Genomic DNA, 16,468 nt, shown 5'->3' on the forward strand with positions numbered 1-16,468 from the left:
TCTCAGCAACATAAAGGGGACGCCGGAAAATCTATTAAAAGAGATCGGCAGGCACATAAAATATTAACACAGCATGTTATAAATGATTTTAAATATATCAATAAAAATTTTTAAGGAGAAATAGAAATGGGCGAATATGTAAAAAGCAAAAAGGATATGAAGTTTCAAAGTCAGGAGGCTCTGAATGCGGTGCAAAATGTAATTGCAGAAGCAGATAGAGCTTTAAATGACACATCAAGAACAATAAAAGATTCTCCGTTAAATGAAGCACTTACTGGAGCTGTTGGTGCTGGTGTTGGCGCTGGTGTTGGATTCGCCGGTTTATATTTGGGCGGTTCTGTTGTAGGACTCAGTGCGGCAGGTATCACCAGTGGTCTAGCAGCAGCCGGAGCCTTAATAGGTGGTGGCATGGTCGCCGGTATCGCTGTATTAGCAGCCCCTGCTGTAGTTTTAGGAGGTGCAGGTGTGGGAATTGCTTCTCATATAAAGAACAAAAAACTACAAAATGCAAAGATGCTGGTATATAAAAATGCGCTAGCAAAGCAGACTGCAATAGTTAAAGAATTAAAGGATAAATCGAATGCTGATAAAGAAAGAATAGAACTCTTAACTGGTCTTAATGTTTTATTGCAAGCTGCCATCAAAGAATTACAGCACGACTTGGGAATAGCCGCTTAACCAAGGAGGATATCAATGAGCAAATTCTCGTACTCTAATGATGAGATGGATATTAATAAGATACTCAAAATGAATCAGGATATTTCGAAATCTCTATTGAATAATTCTGAAATTGGTAATAGCAGAAAGCAAGCAGATGACAATATTGAGTCTTCAATGGAATTGCTTCGTTCTCTGGGAAAAGGCTCTTCAATTAATAAGTTGTCAGAAGAGGCTAAAGAAAAAAATAAAGACCGAAAACTTGAACATCGTCCTGTTATTGAAAGTTGGGAAAGTATTGTCGCTCAGGCGAATGAATATGATCCTAATCCTGTTGTCTTAGAAGATATTATGTCTGAAGCTGAAATCAATGAGGCATTTAGCGAATTAGATGATATTAACCATGTATTTTCAAAAAAGACAACTATCGTTAATAAGACAGATTTGTCTTTTCTTGCTGTTGCAACAGCCCTGCAGGTAACGAAAGCTCTTCTATTTCCATATGTAGCAGACAAGTTCCACTATGGGGAACAGATTGACAAATCCAAACGCCTTGATCATAATGACAAGTCGATTGAAGAAGCACATAGAAAAGCAAACGATAAATTCAGGGACAAAAACTTAAAGAATCACGGAACTGGTCGTTGGATTAATATATTATATCAAACACCTCCTTATGATATCACCAAGGGATCTGCTGATTTAGGCATTAATATGGGCGGGGCATATCATAGGCTTTATACGCTTGGACATGACCCCATCTTAGGATGGATTTTCGGTACGGCAAATATCCTCACGGATGTCGTTACCCTTAATAATTTTTTATCTTTAAGAGTAGCTAGAGATCCTATGAAAATCACATCAGAGGTTGTGCCATTAAGCAAAATGTTTCAAGAATGCTATGAATATGCGAATGCCGATTATTTAAATTTACCTGCCGCTGTGTTTGCACAATCACAACATTTAAAATCAGACAAATATACGAAACTAGGTTTACCTATACCCCTTTTGTCAAGTATTAATGAAAACTTTGCAAGCAAGCTATACAAAAGTAATTATGATTCGCTATGTTTCGCAAGAGACTTGAAAATTGTAGGCGCTTCATTTGTAGTTTCAAAAATTATTGATATTTTAATATTACTTGTTCACGGCCTATTCCGCAAAGAAGAGGAACCGCTAGATTTATTTGAAGTAAGGACTCGAAAGATTCTGCTGATTTCAAATTCCATTGCTTCTACAAGTAGTATTATTAATACAGCAATAACTAAAAATCCTAAGAATCTCGATATAGGAAGTTTATTATCTACTGTTTCGCATTTATTCACTGATGTTCGCTATATCTCAAAAATAAAGCAGGAATTCATTGAAAGTGAAATATCTACAAAGCTGCAAGCAGAGATAGAAGAAATTGACTATCTATTTGACGAAATTTAATTTCAGATTTTCTACAGAATGCTTACAAGCACCATGATATTGTCATTCTATCCGAGTATGATCATACGTCTCATCCATCTTGCCAGGAGGCAGCAAAATATTTCCTCCTGGCACGTTCTAGTTTTTGCGTTCGGATAACGATCTGTCCCAAGTATAATACAGTTTTTATCCACCAATTTGACTATACGGCAACAGCATTATCCATCATTGAACACGATCCGTAAAGTCTAAAACTCATAGTAGTCCTCACATCTCTGAAGTGCTCTATGATTGCCAACTAAATACTCATCCCGTTTTCTCATCCAACTGTCAGCCATCGCCCAAAGCCTGGATTTCTACATCCTGCCAGGCCAAGTATTACAGTAACATGAGTAAATCTATCAACGATTGTGTATCTATACACCCAAGTCAAAGACAATCCTGTCTGCTAAGTAAAGAGGAACCGTCCAAATTTTCCCATCCTCCGTCTTTCCTCCGTAGGTATCCCCCTTCAAATAATAAATATAGTCGATCTTGCCATCCTTTAATAAGCGTGTCACGGTATTACCGGAGTTACTGCCTGCCTTTACCTCTATTCCATAGTTTTTATAATCCTGAAGACTTCTGACATAAAAATCCAGCTCACCTTTTGTCTTCCCATAAGTTGCAAACCAAGGCGCATTCCCTGCTATGTCACCTGAAATTTGCCTAAGCAGCGTCAGATAAACAAAATTCTCAGCTACAATGCCTCTGATTATCGCTTCATCCGCTCCCGCCCTGGCAACGAAGTAATGCGCGATTCCTACATCAAGAAAATAAAATCTGTCGTTCTCTTTTATATTTAAATAATCACAGTCAATGCTTTTACTTGCATATCCGATAATATGTGAAGACCGCAGCCAGCTGATTGCGTGGTTAATCATCTTTTTCGTGAATCTGCCGCTTTCCTGCTTATAGACAATTTTGCTCAAATCCTCCACCAAATCACCGGCTCCCTGCTTCTCCCGGATCAATGTAACCGCTATTCCATGGAACAGTTTTTCAAAGGTATCTGTTTCCATCACATCATCAAAATATCGCTTTGATTCATTGGTAAAAATACTCATTAACCGGCCCAGCTCTGCATCACAGCGCTCCAGGCTTTTGTGTTCCAAATACAGATTTACCACAGATGGGTAGCCGCCGATTCTCTGATAAAGTTCAAAGCATTCTTTTAATTCTTCATATTGTTCCGGATCAGACCCACCGAACAAATCTATGGATTCATACAACTCCCGTTTGCCAAATACTTCCGCAAATTCCGGAAATGTCAATGTTTCCAGTGTCAGATCCTCAAAATCGCCCGCAGGTAGGAAAAATTCCTTTGACAACAGTCTGCCCAAATAACTGCCCGTAATAATGGCATAGCAGTCAAACTCTCTGGCAAGCGTTCGTACCAGATTGAAAACTCTTGAGGATTCCTGTATCTCATCTATGATGATAACAGTATCCTTTGTATCTCTAAATTCTCTGTCAAAAAGTTCAAATGCTTTATGAATCGGTTTTTCTTCCCGTGGCGTCCCTGGTTCCCATTCATCCACTTTATCCAAGCACTTTAAAAACTGCTCTCCTGATGATTCCGCCATGCTTATATAAATCACATGTCGAAAGTTCTCATATGCAAATTTTTTCAATATATAAGTTTTTCCTACCTGTCTGGCACCGGAGACCTGAAGTACCTGGCCGGAATCATCTTTTTTCCACTGCAGCAATTTATCATATATATCACGTTTCAATTCTACCGCCATCTCAATATGACCTCCATGACTTTACACTATCCTCTATTATAACAGTTACGGCACAAACAAAACAAGCACATCCTTTCTTTTTGTTCCTCTTGCTTAGACAAGATTCGCCATTTTACCCAAAATACAAAAGGCAGGAGGATAATACCCCCTGCGTAAGCTATAAGCGAAACTTAGCTTTAATCATTTTCATATAAATAGATTCCAAAGCGTAAGATTAAACATCTTAGCTCAAAACTGGCACGCTATTATGCTTTTTATTAATGCAAAAATTATAAACCTTGTTCTAATAACCATAAACTATCATAAACACTTGAAAAATGATATCTGCCTTTCCATTTCGATAAAACGGCCCACACCAACTCACCACTCTCATCATCATGGATTTCAGCAATATAGGTGCTGCCATACTTAATCATACGTTGCGGATATTCACTTCCTGTAAAGTCTGTTTTAGATAGCTTTATCTCGGAAAGAATGCCGCAATTATGTTCTTTAATAAATTCCAGTTCTTCTTCTGAATAATTTACATCTAATTTAAATTTCATAATTACTCTTGTAAAGTTATCCCCCTTTGCCAGGACTAATACATCTTATTTTCATAATCCTGCAACTCATGAAAAATATTATCCACAAATACCATATGATCCACGATGCGGTATAGCATAAAATATCTGTGATTTAAGAAGTTAATACGATGATATTCCAGCTGACGCAGTCTCTACTTTATAATCCATACTTTGCCCTTATATCACCAGAAACATCTGTCGCCTCTTTATACATCCCCTGTGCTGCGCGCTCACGCGATTTTTCCAGCTTATCTAAGATATCATGCTCTGTTAACACTTCATATGGATTTGCCCTTTTTATTTCAAATGGAAAACCATTTACTGCCAGCGCCTGTATTAAAAATATACGAATTGCAGTTGTGGTATCTGTTCCTAAATCTTTAAATAAAGCATCTGACTTTGTTTTCAAATCATCATCTACTCTTACTTGAATCGTACTTGCCATTTATGCCACCTCCTATACCCACTCTATTTCTACTATAAGAATAGCAAGTATACAATTCTAAATCAATATGTTTGTATTGATTTAGCATTGTTACTTGCGTCGTATTTATTACTAAATTATTCTAAATACTCATTCCAGAGTCTGTGCCATCCGCGCTTCAAAATCTCTGTACGATATATCTCCTAACGCCATTTTCATACTTAAAAGGAATATTTTCTCGGCCTTTGTGTGTGTTCTCGCTTCCAGAATCAAAAGCTTTTCATCCTCATTTGTTAAAGGTTCTAATATATGTTGCTTGTGGTAAAATGCCTCGAAATACCGCAGACCAAACTTTCTTTGGGAAACTGCATTGATATGAATGCCGTCGGGATTGCAGGTAAGGCCCGCAGCATCCACAAAATAGCAATTATCGTTCTCAAAGGCAAATTGTTTCAGCTTCTGATTGATGAGCGTATATTCAGTGCAGCTCTTTCCAAAACCTGATCGGCCCAAAAAGTCTCCTAATCCGCCAATGATAATCGGAAGATTGGGTGCCTCCAGTTCCTTCCTAAACCCCTGCATGATTCTATGCAATTTATCATAATATTTTTCGTGCTTGCCTCCCATACCATCAGATTCGCCCTGATGCCACAAAATTCCCGTCAACTGACTGTTTTTCATGGCGAACCGGGCTTCGCTGATCGCGTGGTTATAGAGCGCTTTACCGACATCCCATTCATCGATTTCACTTCCGCCCTCGGCGCATGGTATGAGACCAATCTGGCCTTCTTTGTATTCATGACACCACGCATCCGCAAACGATGCCGCAAGGCTGATACCAGCGACTGAACGGTCGCAGTTGATTGGCTCAGCCATCATCTGCCACCTTCCGTTGCGCAGCATGACAATTCTCTCATTTACGATCGGTTTTACTTCGTGGAGATAACCACGGCCGGCCATGTTCGATTGACCGATCATCAAAAACGATTTCACTGTATGTTCCATTTCTTATAAGCTCCTTGTTCTCTACATATTTTTAAACTGGTATAAATGCATGCACTTTACCGGATGAAAATTTTTTCCCGGTGAGTAGCTGCCCACGTTTCGAGGTTGGTCAGCGGGACGCCATACTGCCTGGTTTTATCGATATCAAATCCAAAGCTGGGAGTGACGGCCTCCATCCATTCCTGACCGCATACCGTACCTTCCAGCAGACCTCTGCGCACGGCCTCTTTATGGCTGACGGCCTCATAAACCACGCTTTTTCCAAGCACGCGGCTCAGCGTTTGAGCCGCCTGGGACATCGACAATTCATCTCCAGCAACATCGATATCGCTCCGGTTGAACCCTTCCGGGTTTTCAAATGCTGCGCGGGCAAACTGTGCGGTATTGTCACCGCAGGTCCATTTTATTTGGGTATCAGGCTTTAATACACCGAAAAGGACGCCATCTTTCAGCTCCGGCGCCATTACCTTGGCAGACTCTTCCTCAAAGCTTTCCATGAACAGGCATGGATGGAGAATTGTCCAATAACGAAAGCCGCCGCTTCTGACGAATTCCTCAATCTGGTATTTCTGCTCATAATAGCCGGTCAATGCTTTGTATTTGCTCCAGCGCGGAAATAAGTTGCTGCCTGCAACCGAAGTGTGAACCACCTGCTCAATTCCGGCTTTTTGAGCGGCCTTAACCATATTCGCCGCATTGCGCAGCTCGACAGATGGGTCGCACGGGTCTGCGTATTGGGCGGAAAAGATGGCTGAAACACCTCTCATAGCGGGCTCAAGTGAATCGACATCCGCCAGATCGCCCTGCACAATCTCTGCTCCTTTTGCCGCAATTTCCTGCGCAGCGGCAGACTGTGGGTTTCTGCTGAGAATGCGAACACGGTAATTATGCTTCAGCAGCTCCCGCGCAACATTGCCGCCCTGTACTCCTGTTCCGCCAATAATCAGTATCGGCTGCCCTGTTGTCTCTATCATAACGATTACCCCCTTTTGGCTTCATTGGCAACATTATACTCCTGTTGTTCTAAAAAATCAATATCTAAGTAATTAAAATTATTACTCAAGTAATGTTATTGATTTTTAGAGTAAAGTATTTTATAATAAAAGACATACTTGAACGGAGGTGCTATGATGGCTAAAAAGGGAGCTACCAAAGAGGCGCTTATGACGGCCGCCATTGATTTGTTTCAGAAACATGGTTTTGAAAACATCACCATCGATGACATCTGTAAAGAAATTAATGTTACGAAAACGGCATTTTATTATTACTACAAATCAAAGGATGAATTGGTTCGCGATTATTTTTCCGCCGACAACATGCTGAGCAGTGATGAATTAGCCTCTATTCTGAGCGCACATGACTATGCGAATCAGGTTTTGAGGATTATCGAAACGCGCATCCGCCATGTCACAAAGGCCGGTGTCGCTTTGACAAAAGAGTTGTACCGCATATACCTAAAGGACCAGGTTATCCCTGTGCTGCCGGAACAGGGCGGGCTAACGGATATCGTAATCAGCTTGCTTGAACGGGCCCAGCAGGAAGGACAGATTAAGCGCACCGCCTCTCCCAAGATACTGGGCGACTCATTGTGCTGCTTATCCAATGGCATTATCCTCAAATGGATTATGACAGGCGGCGAATTCGATATTACCGATGAGAACCGCTTGCTGTTCGAAGCGCTGTTTTTGTAGCAGAGCTGTCCTCTGCCTTATAGGAAAAAGGCAGCAGCTCCTCTAGCGGTTCCTATTGCATATAGTATCCTTCGTTCAATCCCATCCAAAAAGGTCTGGACTACGTGAACTCCCATTCAGCCGAGGAAATTGCCAAAACCATTCAGCCCCAGTTCAAAGAAACCCCGGTTGAGAACATCACCATAATCGTGGACCGTTACAAATCCCAGGATACCTGGAAAGGCGATACTATCTTTGAAAAGAGCAGCTTTGACCTTCTTCAGAACATCCTGGAGGAAGCAGGAGAGCTGCCCCAGAAAGTTCCTTATGAAGATCTGGTTACAACCCAATTTTCTGAAAATGCAAAAAAATAGAGCAGCGTAAAGCGTGACATAAACATAAAGCGTGAAGCCATTTTCGAAAATGACTTCACGCTTTACTTTAAACCCTCAAGGCATTTTCGAAAATGACTTCACGCTTTATTTTAAAAAAATCCGCCCCTTCACCCCCCCTTTTTCAATTCCGTTATATCATGGCAGCAAATCAGCACCGCCGGTTTCCCCTTCCAGGCAATAACGGAAGCATCCGCATTAAACCAAATCCCCAGATAAGGGTTATGGGTCTCAAAGGTACAGTTGCAGCATCCCGGCTGGATATGATCTGCAGGGCACCGCTCGCAGGGTGTTTCCCTGTTCAGGAATTCCCTGTAGCAATACATACCGGCCTCTGCATGTGGCGCGATCTGTTTCGTTTTCCTGTTGACAAACAACATCTTTTTCGTATCAGGTTCGATCACATAAATCCAGGAATTTTGATTATCCAGAACGGAAAGCAGGCCTTCGTTCTCCTTCCTGTACCTCTCCACAGCCCTGTATTTCAACAGAAATGTTGAAATTATTTCAGAGATCAGAACCAGTACATCCACCTGCTCCCTTGTCCAGCAGCGGTTGCGGCGGCAGTCGTCAAATCCCACCAGCCCCCGGTATTTTCCATCTTCCGTAATGGCCGACTGGAGAATGCTTTTTATTCCCGACTTTTCCAGAACCTTAAAATGTTCTTCCGGCAGAGCAGTGATATCCGAACAGTAGAACAGGTTCTCTTCATTAAAATAAGAATTGCAGAAAATATCCCTGTCCCTATCGTGGGGAAGCTTCCGGTGAGCCTCTGCCAGAGAGGCGACGCCTTTATTGCACCACTCAAATGTATTGTCAAAATTCTGCTCCTCATCATCACATTCATAGATATAAGCCCTGCTCACATCAAAATGATTGCCGATGATCTCCAGAATATTGGATATGGCGGCATTCACGTCCCTGGAGCTGTATAAGATGCGGAATGCGTATTCTACCAAATCCGCATTCATCACGCGCACATCCTGGTTGGAATCAATCCTGGAACCCACCGACGATATCAGATATTTCCGGTTTCTGATATAACTGCTTATGGCCCCTTCTTCATAGATAGAATACCTGTTTTTTCCTTCGTGTTTCGCCTGATATAATGCGTAATCCGCATTTTGGTATAATGTGGTAAAATCCCTGCCGTGATCTGGAAACAAAGCGATGCCGATACTGCAGGAGATTTCACTCATCAGGTGTCCATTCACATTCAATTGGGAGAACAGCTCCAATACCCGCCGGGCATTCCGGTCAATGAAATCCACATCCTTCACGGATTTTAAAAATATAATAAATTCATCCCCGCCGATCCGTCCCAGAATATCCGTATCACGAAATGATCCGCTCATCTCCCGGGCCAGGTTGCTGAGCACCGCATCCCCGTAAAGGTGGCCCATGGTATCGTTGACCATTTTAAAATTATCAATATCTATGATCATCAAAGCGCTTCTGTCCGGGCTGTTATGTAAATATTCGCTGATCATCGTCTGGGTTGCAATCTTATTATACATCCCGGTCAGAGCATCCTGTTCCGCCTTTTTCTTTAACGAAATGGACTGCCTCCGCTCACGGTCAATATCGATCAGCACGCCGATCACCTTAATGGGCAGGCCCTTCTGGTCAAACTGCTGTGTCATGCGGATCCTGCACCAAATATACCGGCCGGAATCATTGCGGATTCGAAGTTCTGTTTCTATATAAGGTTTTCCATCCTTTATTTCGTGGATGCATTTCTCTATCAGCTCCATATCTTCCCTGGAAAACGGATTTTTCTTATGGTCAGTCAAAATGGAATACAAACTGCATCCATTGGAAAAATACCGTATCCCGAACTTCTTTTCCCAGTTATTGGAAACGGCCAAAGAATCATTCTCAATATCCCATTCAAAGATCACGTCATTGGTCTGATCCGTAATAATCTGATAGCGTCCCAGGCTCAGCCGCAGCTCCTCTTCCATCTCCTTCGTCTTTGTCACATCCACCACAATACAGTAGAAGGATTCCCTTCCCTCCTCATCCGTCAGAAGAGTTCCTTTGTCGAGGACGCTGATGCAATGGCCATCCTTACACCGGAGGCGGTATTGGATTTCCTTCGTGTTTCCCCTTGCCAGCTGCTCCTTCACATCGTCCAGAGCTTTCTCATAATCATCCGGGTGGATCAGCGCGCTCAGGCTGTCGTCCAGTTCCTCATGGACTTCCTCCCTCGTGTAGCCGATCATGGATAAAAATCCGTCGCTCATCTCCCTCAAAGTGAGTTTATCATCAAAAAAGCACTGAAATATCCCGCCCGGCACCGTGTTATATAAGGTGCGGATGCTTTCGTTCACCCATTCCAGCCGGCTGGCATTCCCGTCCATTTTCAGTTCCGCGCCACGTGCTTTCTCTTCATTTCTCAGGGTTTTATGAAAATGCGGCCTGGACAATTCGTCCGGCTGCGGAGAAAAAAACACCTGATGAATCATAAAATGATCTTTATCCAATAAAATAGAACTATAATACGGCAGGATCCGGTCCTCTTCCCCCTCCTGCCGGATGAACAAACGATAGCGGGCTGTGGCCTGGCAGCGGGAACCGCACGCCGTTTGAACCTCCACGTTTAAGTCCTGAACTTCAAATTGATACCTTGACAGTGTTTTAAACCGTTCTAAAAGAAATTCCGCCAGCTTCTGTTTTCCGATAACAGCGCGTTCCATATGAATCTCACTCCATATGGCATCTTCAGAAAATGCGGCAGTCACATATTCATAATTTTTCCGATAATAGGCATGATAAAAAGCTGCGATAAAGTCTTTCGTTCTGTTTATGATATCCATGCCCCTCTCCTTCCTGTAAAGTTTCCAATAGATACCGCCATTATATCATAACTATTATAGTTTTAACAGTTGTATACATTTTACATAAGAAGATCGCCGGCAGGAAGGAACAGGCCTGGCGGCCCCGGCAGATCAGTTGTTTTTTCATCATTACCTTTTTCACCGGATTTCCAGCAGGTTGTACGCGGTTCCCATGACCGCCTTGTCCGCCAGCTCCGCTAATTTTTCTTTAGGCTGAACCATTCCCATATCAATCCACTGCTTGATCAGGCCGATGAGCCCATAGGTGACGAATTCAAAAAAGCAGGAAACCACCGCGTCATTGGCTGCCGGAAATGTATCCTTAATGATGACCAGTCCATTCTGCCGGATCAGGCTGTGAAAACGGTCTACGAAATCATTGGCCGCGTTGTTTTCAAACAAAATTTTACAAATCTGCATGTTTTCTTCAATGTAATCTAAAATCGGTGTCAGGACAGGGAGCATGGTATCCCTCTTAAAAGAATGGCCATAACAATTAATCATCTCCTGAAAGTCTTCCAGCACTTCATTCTCCATCTGCTGCAGAAGATGATAGGTGTCCGTATAATGAAGATAAAAAGTCCCCCGGTTTAAATCGGCCCGGTCTGTTATATCTTTTACGGAAATGTTCTTAAACTCCTTTTCCTTCATCAGTTGTGTCAGGCTGTCCTTTAACAGCTTCTGCGTCCGCCGGATTCTCCGGTCCTGTTTTGTATTATCTCTTCCGTCCATAGAAACCTCGATTCTGCCGCTGCTGCGGCTTGACTGCGCACTGCCGTTTTGGTCTTTGCAGGCAGCAAAAAACAGGACGGCAGCAAATTTATCATCATTTTATTAAAAAATGTTCAATATTGTACTGCAATAAAAACAATGTTGTTTAGTGATCATTGGGGAAAATTATTGATGATTGAATGATATCGACATCTGTATTATAATATATATGTGTTGAAAAGTCAACTTCATGGCATTTAATAGATGCTTGTTCAAAATAATCAATCCCCATAAAAGGGACACGAGGTGGCGTATGAAAAACGACAGGAATTGGTTTCAAGCAATTGTTCATCTGATCGTATATCGAGGAAAACACATTGAACGTTTTTTCCTGATTGCGGTCATTCTCTGTGCGGTCTGCTTTCCATTTGTAAAAGTCAACTATGATTTGAGCAAATATCTCCCCTCATTTGCTCCCACCAAACAGGCCCTGGATGTGATGGAACAGGAATTCGGCTACCCGGGAACCGCAAGGATCATGGTAAAGGGAGTTTCCCTCCAGGAAGCCAAACGGATCCGCAGCCGGATTGCCCAGGTGGACGGCGTGGATTTAATCATCGGCGCCGACACCTTAACCAATGTCTATATGGGAAATGAATTCATAACAAACGACCTGACCGATGAATTCTATAAAAATGGAAATGCCGTCATGGAAGTGATTTTCAAGGACGGCGATTCCGATAAAACCACTCACAAAGCTTTGGAAGAGATTTATCAGATCGCCGGAAAGGACAGAAGCTGTTTTTCCGGCAGCGCGGTATCCAGCAAAGAGAGGGAAGCCTCCATCACAAGAGAAATCGCCATGGCTATTGCGATGTCCCTGGTGATTATCTGGCTGATTCTTACGCTGACCACCACCTCATGGCTGGAACCCTTCCTCTTCATCTTTGTGATGGTCGTTGCCATCATATTGAATATGGGATCCAACATCATTTTTGGAACCATTTCGTTTTTTACATTTTCCACGGCGGCAATCCTGCAGCTTGCCGTATCCATGGATTACTCCATTTTCCTTTTACATACGTTCAATGCCCATAAACAGACTGGAATGGATAACAATTCAGCTATGGAAGCGGCAATCAAAGAAGCCTGCAGCTCGATTCTGGCAAGCGGGGCCACTACCATCGTAGGATTTATCGTCATCGCGTTCATGCGCTTTACAATAGGAAAAGACGTGGGATTTGTTCTCACCAAAGGAATCATCTGCAGCCTGGCCACCGTACTTTTACTGATGCCTGCGCTGATCCTGCGCTTTGATGATAAAATTATTAAAACAGCCCACCGGCCTTTTCTTCCGTCGTTTGACCATTTTGCCAAGGCGATGTACAAAATCCGCCGTTTCGTGTTTGTTTTTGCCGTTTTAGTGGCGGTTCCCTGTTATTTCGGCCAGAGTATGAACGCCTTTTATTATGGGGACGACGCCATCGGAGCCGGGCCCGGTACGAGGGTACACGAAGATACCAGGGAAATCAATGAACAGTTCGGAAAATCCAATCTGGTCATCGCAATGGTTCCAAATGGTTCTGTTGTTACGGAACGGGAACTGACCGAAACCCTGGAAGACCTGGATTTTATCAATTATGCCCTGTCCATGGCAGGAACCCTTCCTCCCGGACTGCCGGAAAGTTTTCTGCCCGGGGAAGTAAAAAAGCAGCTCAGAACCGACCAATACGCCAGGATCATGATTTCCATGGACACGGAACAGGAAAGCGCCTATGCGTTTGAATGCAATAAAAAACTGGAAGATACCATAAAGAGTTATTATCCGGACAATTCCTATGTAATCGGAATGACGGCCACCACCATCGACATCCGGGATATTTTGACTGATGATTATAATAAAGTCTCCCTTTTATCACTGTTTGGAGTCGCGCTGGTTGTAATGGTCACTTTCCGTTCCATTCTGGTTCCGGTTCTGGTCATAATCCCTATCGAGGTAGCAATCTACCTGAATATGACCCTTCCATATGTGATGGGGGACAGCATGGTATACATCGGTTATATCATCGTCAGCTGCCTGCAGCTGGGGGCTACCATCGATTACTCGATTTTGATGACCAACAATTACCTGTCCTTCAGAAAAACGATGAACAACAAGCAGGCCCAGATCACCGCTATTTCCAAAAGCACCTTGTCCATCGTGACATCGGGCGGCATTTTGACCGTAGTGGGATATCTGCTCTATTTCACCTCCTCCATCCAGGCGATTTCACAGGTAGGCCGCCTGGTAGGAAGGGGGGCCCTCCTGAGCATGGTTTTGGTGCTCTCGCTTCTGCCCGCCCTGCTCAGCGCATTTGACCGCCAGATTCAAAAACATCATCCCGACGCTTACCGGGAGGAGGAGATAACTCCGAAACGGAAACATTTTTCAGGTTTAAAAAAGAACAGCCTAAAAAGCGTAACCAGCCAGCCGGAGGCAGAAGGGAGGAAGGAAGATGAAACAGATCATGAGAAGAAAATTGAGACCGTTCAGGGAAATGAACCTGAAACATCAACTGCTCCGGAAACAAAATAAGCGGATTCTGGCCGGATTCCTGGCCATTCTCCTGACTGCGGCCGGGACAATTCAGGGATTTGCGTCTGCACAGTCTCCCAATTATGATGAAACCATGTACATCACCATGGACCCATATGGGGCGTTTGAAGACAGCAGCGTGGTCAAACGCTTCCGCATCACATCAGGAGGGGAAATCAGGGATTACGGCAATTATAAATCCGTAACCAATCTGACCTCCCACGCCCAGCCGGAGAACAAAGAGGACGGCAGCGTTGTATTTCCTTTAGACGGAAATGAAGACTTGTTCTACTTTGAAGGCGAAACAGAGGTGCCCCCTTCTTCCCTGCCCTGGACCATACAGGTCCAGTATCTGCTAAACGGTGTGGAGCGCAGCGCTGAAGATCTGATCGGGGCTTCCGGCCTGGTAGAAATCAACATCGATCTCACGCCCAATGAACAGGTTTCCGATTACTACCGCAATAACATCGCATTAACCGCCGCCACCGCTGTGGATATGGATAAGAATTTAAGTGTCCGCGCGGAGGGCGCCCAGATCCAGAGCATGGGAAATCTCAATGCGGTCCTCTTCTTCGCCCTGCCCGGTGAAGAACGCCATTATACCCTCGCCATCGGAAGCGATGATTTTGAATTTGCCGGACTGGTATTCATGATGATCCCTTTAACGATGGCTCAGTTAGATAAGGTGGCTGACATCAAAGAGGCAAAGGAAACTCTGGAGGATTCGGCAGACGCGGTCAGTGACAGTTTAGATATTGTTCTGGATTCCATGGAACAGATGCAGAATGGAATCTCCGGCACGGTTTCAGGTCTCAGGGATCTGGACCGCACCCGCCAGGTCATCCAGTCCACCAAAGATTCCGTCTATGATTCGGCCGATGCCGCCCGCAGCGATTTAGACGGATTATCCGCCACATTGAAACCATTTAAAGCCCACACCGATGAGGCGCAGAATGCCTTAGGGGATATCAAAGAGCGGCTGGACCAGCTTGTCTATGATCTGGATGAACTGGGGCCTAAAATGGGGGATCTGAAAGACAGCGTCCGCTATTTAAGGGACAATATCGATGAAATCAAAAAGTTTCTCAACAGCCCCCAGGCCAATCTGGCCTCTGAATCATTTATAAAGCTGCTGGAAAAGACACAGTATGATCTGGATCAGGTAAAATCATCCCAGAGAGCATTTGTTCAGGCCATCGGCGGCCTTGGCGCCGCCATGTCCCAGATAAGCGCGAGTTCCTCTTCTCTCCGCTCCTATCAGGCCCTGTTGTCTGAACTTGGCGGTTACTCCGATTACGACCCGGAAGATATGGAAGAGCTGCTGGATTATCTATCCGACTATATGGATGCGGACGTGGGGATAGAACTGATCAATGATCTTAAAACGGCCTCTCCCTCCGATGCCGATCCGGTTTATCCGGTTATCCCGTCTGATCTTCAGCCGGCCCTGGCAGCCATTCTTCAGTCCACGGCAGGTCTGGCAGGAAACACAGAGGTCACCAGCGACATCAGCAGCATGATTTCCATGACCGAACAGCTTCTCACCATGCTGGGCTCCCTCAAAGGCGCATTTGGCGGAAGCATGACCAATACAAGGGATATTGCAGATGTGATCGGAGACATTTCCAATGTGGGCGAAGATATTATCAGCGACATCGACGATCTGGATATCACCCTGGATTACTATTACCCAGAAGCCATCAACACATTAAAAGATGCCGGAGCCATGACCGATGCCGCCGCAAAGGGCCTGGATTCCCTGAACCTGTTCTTCGGATCACTGGAAGACCAGATAAAAGCCGCAGGGGAACCCCTTAATTCCGGCACCCAAAAGACCTTAAACGGCTTGGCGGATATCCTGGAACACGCCAACTCAGGCTTATCCCAAACCGAAACGATCAGGCAGGCCAAAGACACCATCAAAAACACCATTGATGATAAATGGGAAGAATACACCCAGGAAAAGACAACAATCCTGAACCTGGACCCGGAAGCCAAACCAATTTCCATGACCTCCTCCAAAAACCCGGAACCAAACAGCATCCAGATTATCCTGAGAACCAAGGAGCTGACAAAAAAGGATGAGGACACAAGCGTTACCGTGGATGAAAGCTTTAAGCCCGACGGCAGCATCTGGCACCGGATTTGCAGTATCTTCCGGAAAATCTGGGAGGCGGTCTGTTCGTTGTTTTAGGGATGAGAATCTTTATTTAGGTGATTGGTGAAAGTTACGCCGTGAATCCTGGGAATGGGGGCGGGCGGGGGCGGAGGCTGGCTTGGAGGTTTGACGCCGGGCGGAGCGGAATCCGATGGCGATGAAAACCGGCTTCCAACCGTAAGTGAAACTAAGGCTCCAGGGATAGAAAAAGACGGGCAGAAACTGAAAACCAAATCAGTTTCTGAGATGCCCACTGAACGGTAAAGTCCA

General features: G+C 44.3%; 14 protein-coding genes. 7 read left to right on the forward strand and 7 right to left on the reverse strand.

Annotated features, from left to right (window positions below; genetic code table 11):
- Positions 1-126 precede the first annotated feature (126 nt).
- Positions 127-678: a hypothetical protein gene (locus tag GPL15_RS05320; protein ID WP_215696702.1), complete on the forward strand. Its 552-nt coding sequence runs from the start codon at positions 127-129 to the stop codon at positions 676-678.
- A gap of 15 nt (positions 679-693) precedes the next feature.
- Positions 694-2,091: a hypothetical protein gene (locus GPL15_RS05325; RefSeq protein WP_215696704.1), complete on the forward strand. Its 1,398-nt coding sequence runs from the start codon at positions 694-696 to the stop codon at positions 2,089-2,091.
- 395 nt (positions 2,092-2,486) lie between these two features.
- On the opposite strand, the gene GPL15_RS05330 is transcribed toward GPL15_RS05325, so the two are convergent.
- The 5 genes from GPL15_RS05330 to GPL15_RS05350 all read right to left on the reverse strand — a co-directional run bounded on the left by GPL15_RS05330 (position 2,487) and on the right by GPL15_RS05350 (position 6,826).
- On the reverse strand, positions 2,487-3,857 hold the full coding sequence (locus GPL15_RS05330; RefSeq protein WP_215696706.1) for an AAA family ATPase: 1,371 nt from the start codon (positions 3,855-3,857) through the stop codon (positions 2,487-2,489).
- 269 nt (positions 3,858-4,126) lie between these two features.
- Positions 4,127-4,402, reverse strand: coding sequence for a hypothetical protein (locus GPL15_RS05335; RefSeq protein ID WP_215696708.1), 276 nt, complete (start codon positions 4,400-4,402; stop codon positions 4,127-4,129).
- 178 nt (positions 4,403-4,580) lie between these two features.
- Positions 4,581-4,868: a type II toxin-antitoxin system RelB/DinJ family antitoxin gene (locus GPL15_RS05340; RefSeq protein WP_215696710.1), complete on the reverse strand. Its 288-nt coding sequence runs from the start codon at positions 4,866-4,868 to the stop codon at positions 4,581-4,583.
- A gap of 129 nt (positions 4,869-4,997) precedes the next feature.
- The gene (locus GPL15_RS05345) at positions 4,998-5,852 is read right to left on the reverse strand and encodes a sialate O-acetylesterase (protein WP_215696712.1); all 855 of its coding nucleotides are present in this window, start codon (positions 5,850-5,852) and stop codon (positions 4,998-5,000) included.
- Positions 5,853-5,908: 56 nt separating this feature from the next.
- Positions 5,909-6,826, reverse strand: coding sequence for an NmrA/HSCARG family protein (locus GPL15_RS05350; RefSeq protein ID WP_215696714.1), 918 nt, complete (start codon positions 6,824-6,826; stop codon positions 5,909-5,911).
- Positions 6,827-6,979: 153 nt separating this feature from the next.
- Between GPL15_RS05350 and GPL15_RS05355 the strand changes: the two genes are divergently transcribed.
- Both GPL15_RS05355 and GPL15_RS05360 read left to right on the forward strand, forming a co-directional pair.
- Positions 6,980-7,543 (forward strand): TetR/AcrR family transcriptional regulator, encoded by a 564-nt coding sequence (locus tag GPL15_RS05355; protein WP_252198108.1) that lies wholly within the window; start codon positions 6,980-6,982, stop codon positions 7,541-7,543.
- Positions 7,544-7,647: 104 nt separating this feature from the next.
- Positions 7,648-7,896 carry a hypothetical protein gene (locus GPL15_RS05360; RefSeq protein WP_346344898.1) on the forward strand — a complete coding sequence of 83 codons (249 nt, stop codon included), beginning with the start codon at positions 7,648-7,650 and terminating at the stop codon, positions 7,894-7,896.
- 128 nt (positions 7,897-8,024) lie between these two features.
- Here GPL15_RS05360 and GPL15_RS05365 read toward each other — a convergent pair whose 3' ends face one another.
- Both GPL15_RS05365 and GPL15_RS05370 read right to left on the reverse strand, forming a co-directional pair.
- Positions 8,025-10,733 (reverse strand): diguanylate cyclase, encoded by a 2,709-nt coding sequence (locus tag GPL15_RS05365; protein WP_215696723.1) that lies wholly within the window; start codon positions 10,731-10,733, stop codon positions 8,025-8,027.
- A gap of 159 nt (positions 10,734-10,892) precedes the next feature.
- Entirely contained in the window at positions 10,893-11,486 is a 594-nt protein-coding gene (locus GPL15_RS05370; RefSeq protein ID WP_215696726.1) for a TetR/AcrR family transcriptional regulator, read from the reverse strand.
- 292 nt (positions 11,487-11,778) lie between these two features.
- Here GPL15_RS05370 and GPL15_RS05375 point away from each other — a divergent pair, with 292 nt between their 5' ends.
- From GPL15_RS05375 to GPL15_RS05385, 3 genes are read left to right on the forward strand one after another with little or no spacing between them, the layout of a single operon-like run.
- Complete coding sequence (locus tag GPL15_RS05375; RefSeq protein WP_215696728.1) at positions 11,779-14,040, forward strand: MMPL family transporter; 2,262 nt, start codon at positions 11,779-11,781, stop codon at positions 14,038-14,040.
- Entirely contained in the window at positions 13,961-16,234 is a 2,274-nt protein-coding gene (locus GPL15_RS05380; RefSeq protein WP_215696730.1) for a hypothetical protein, read from the forward strand. Before GPL15_RS05375 ends, GPL15_RS05380 begins: the two co-directional genes overlap by 80 nt.
- 54 nt (positions 16,235-16,288) lie before the next feature.
- Positions 16,289-16,462 (forward strand): hypothetical protein, encoded by a 174-nt coding sequence (locus GPL15_RS05385; protein ID WP_215696732.1) that lies wholly within the window; start codon positions 16,289-16,291, stop codon positions 16,460-16,462.
- The last annotated feature ends 6 nt before the right edge of the window (positions 16,463-16,468 follow it).

This window comes from Clostridium sp. MCC353 (genome assembly GCF_018785315.1).
GTDB lineage: Bacteria > Bacillota > Clostridia > Lachnospirales > Lachnospiraceae > CHH4-2.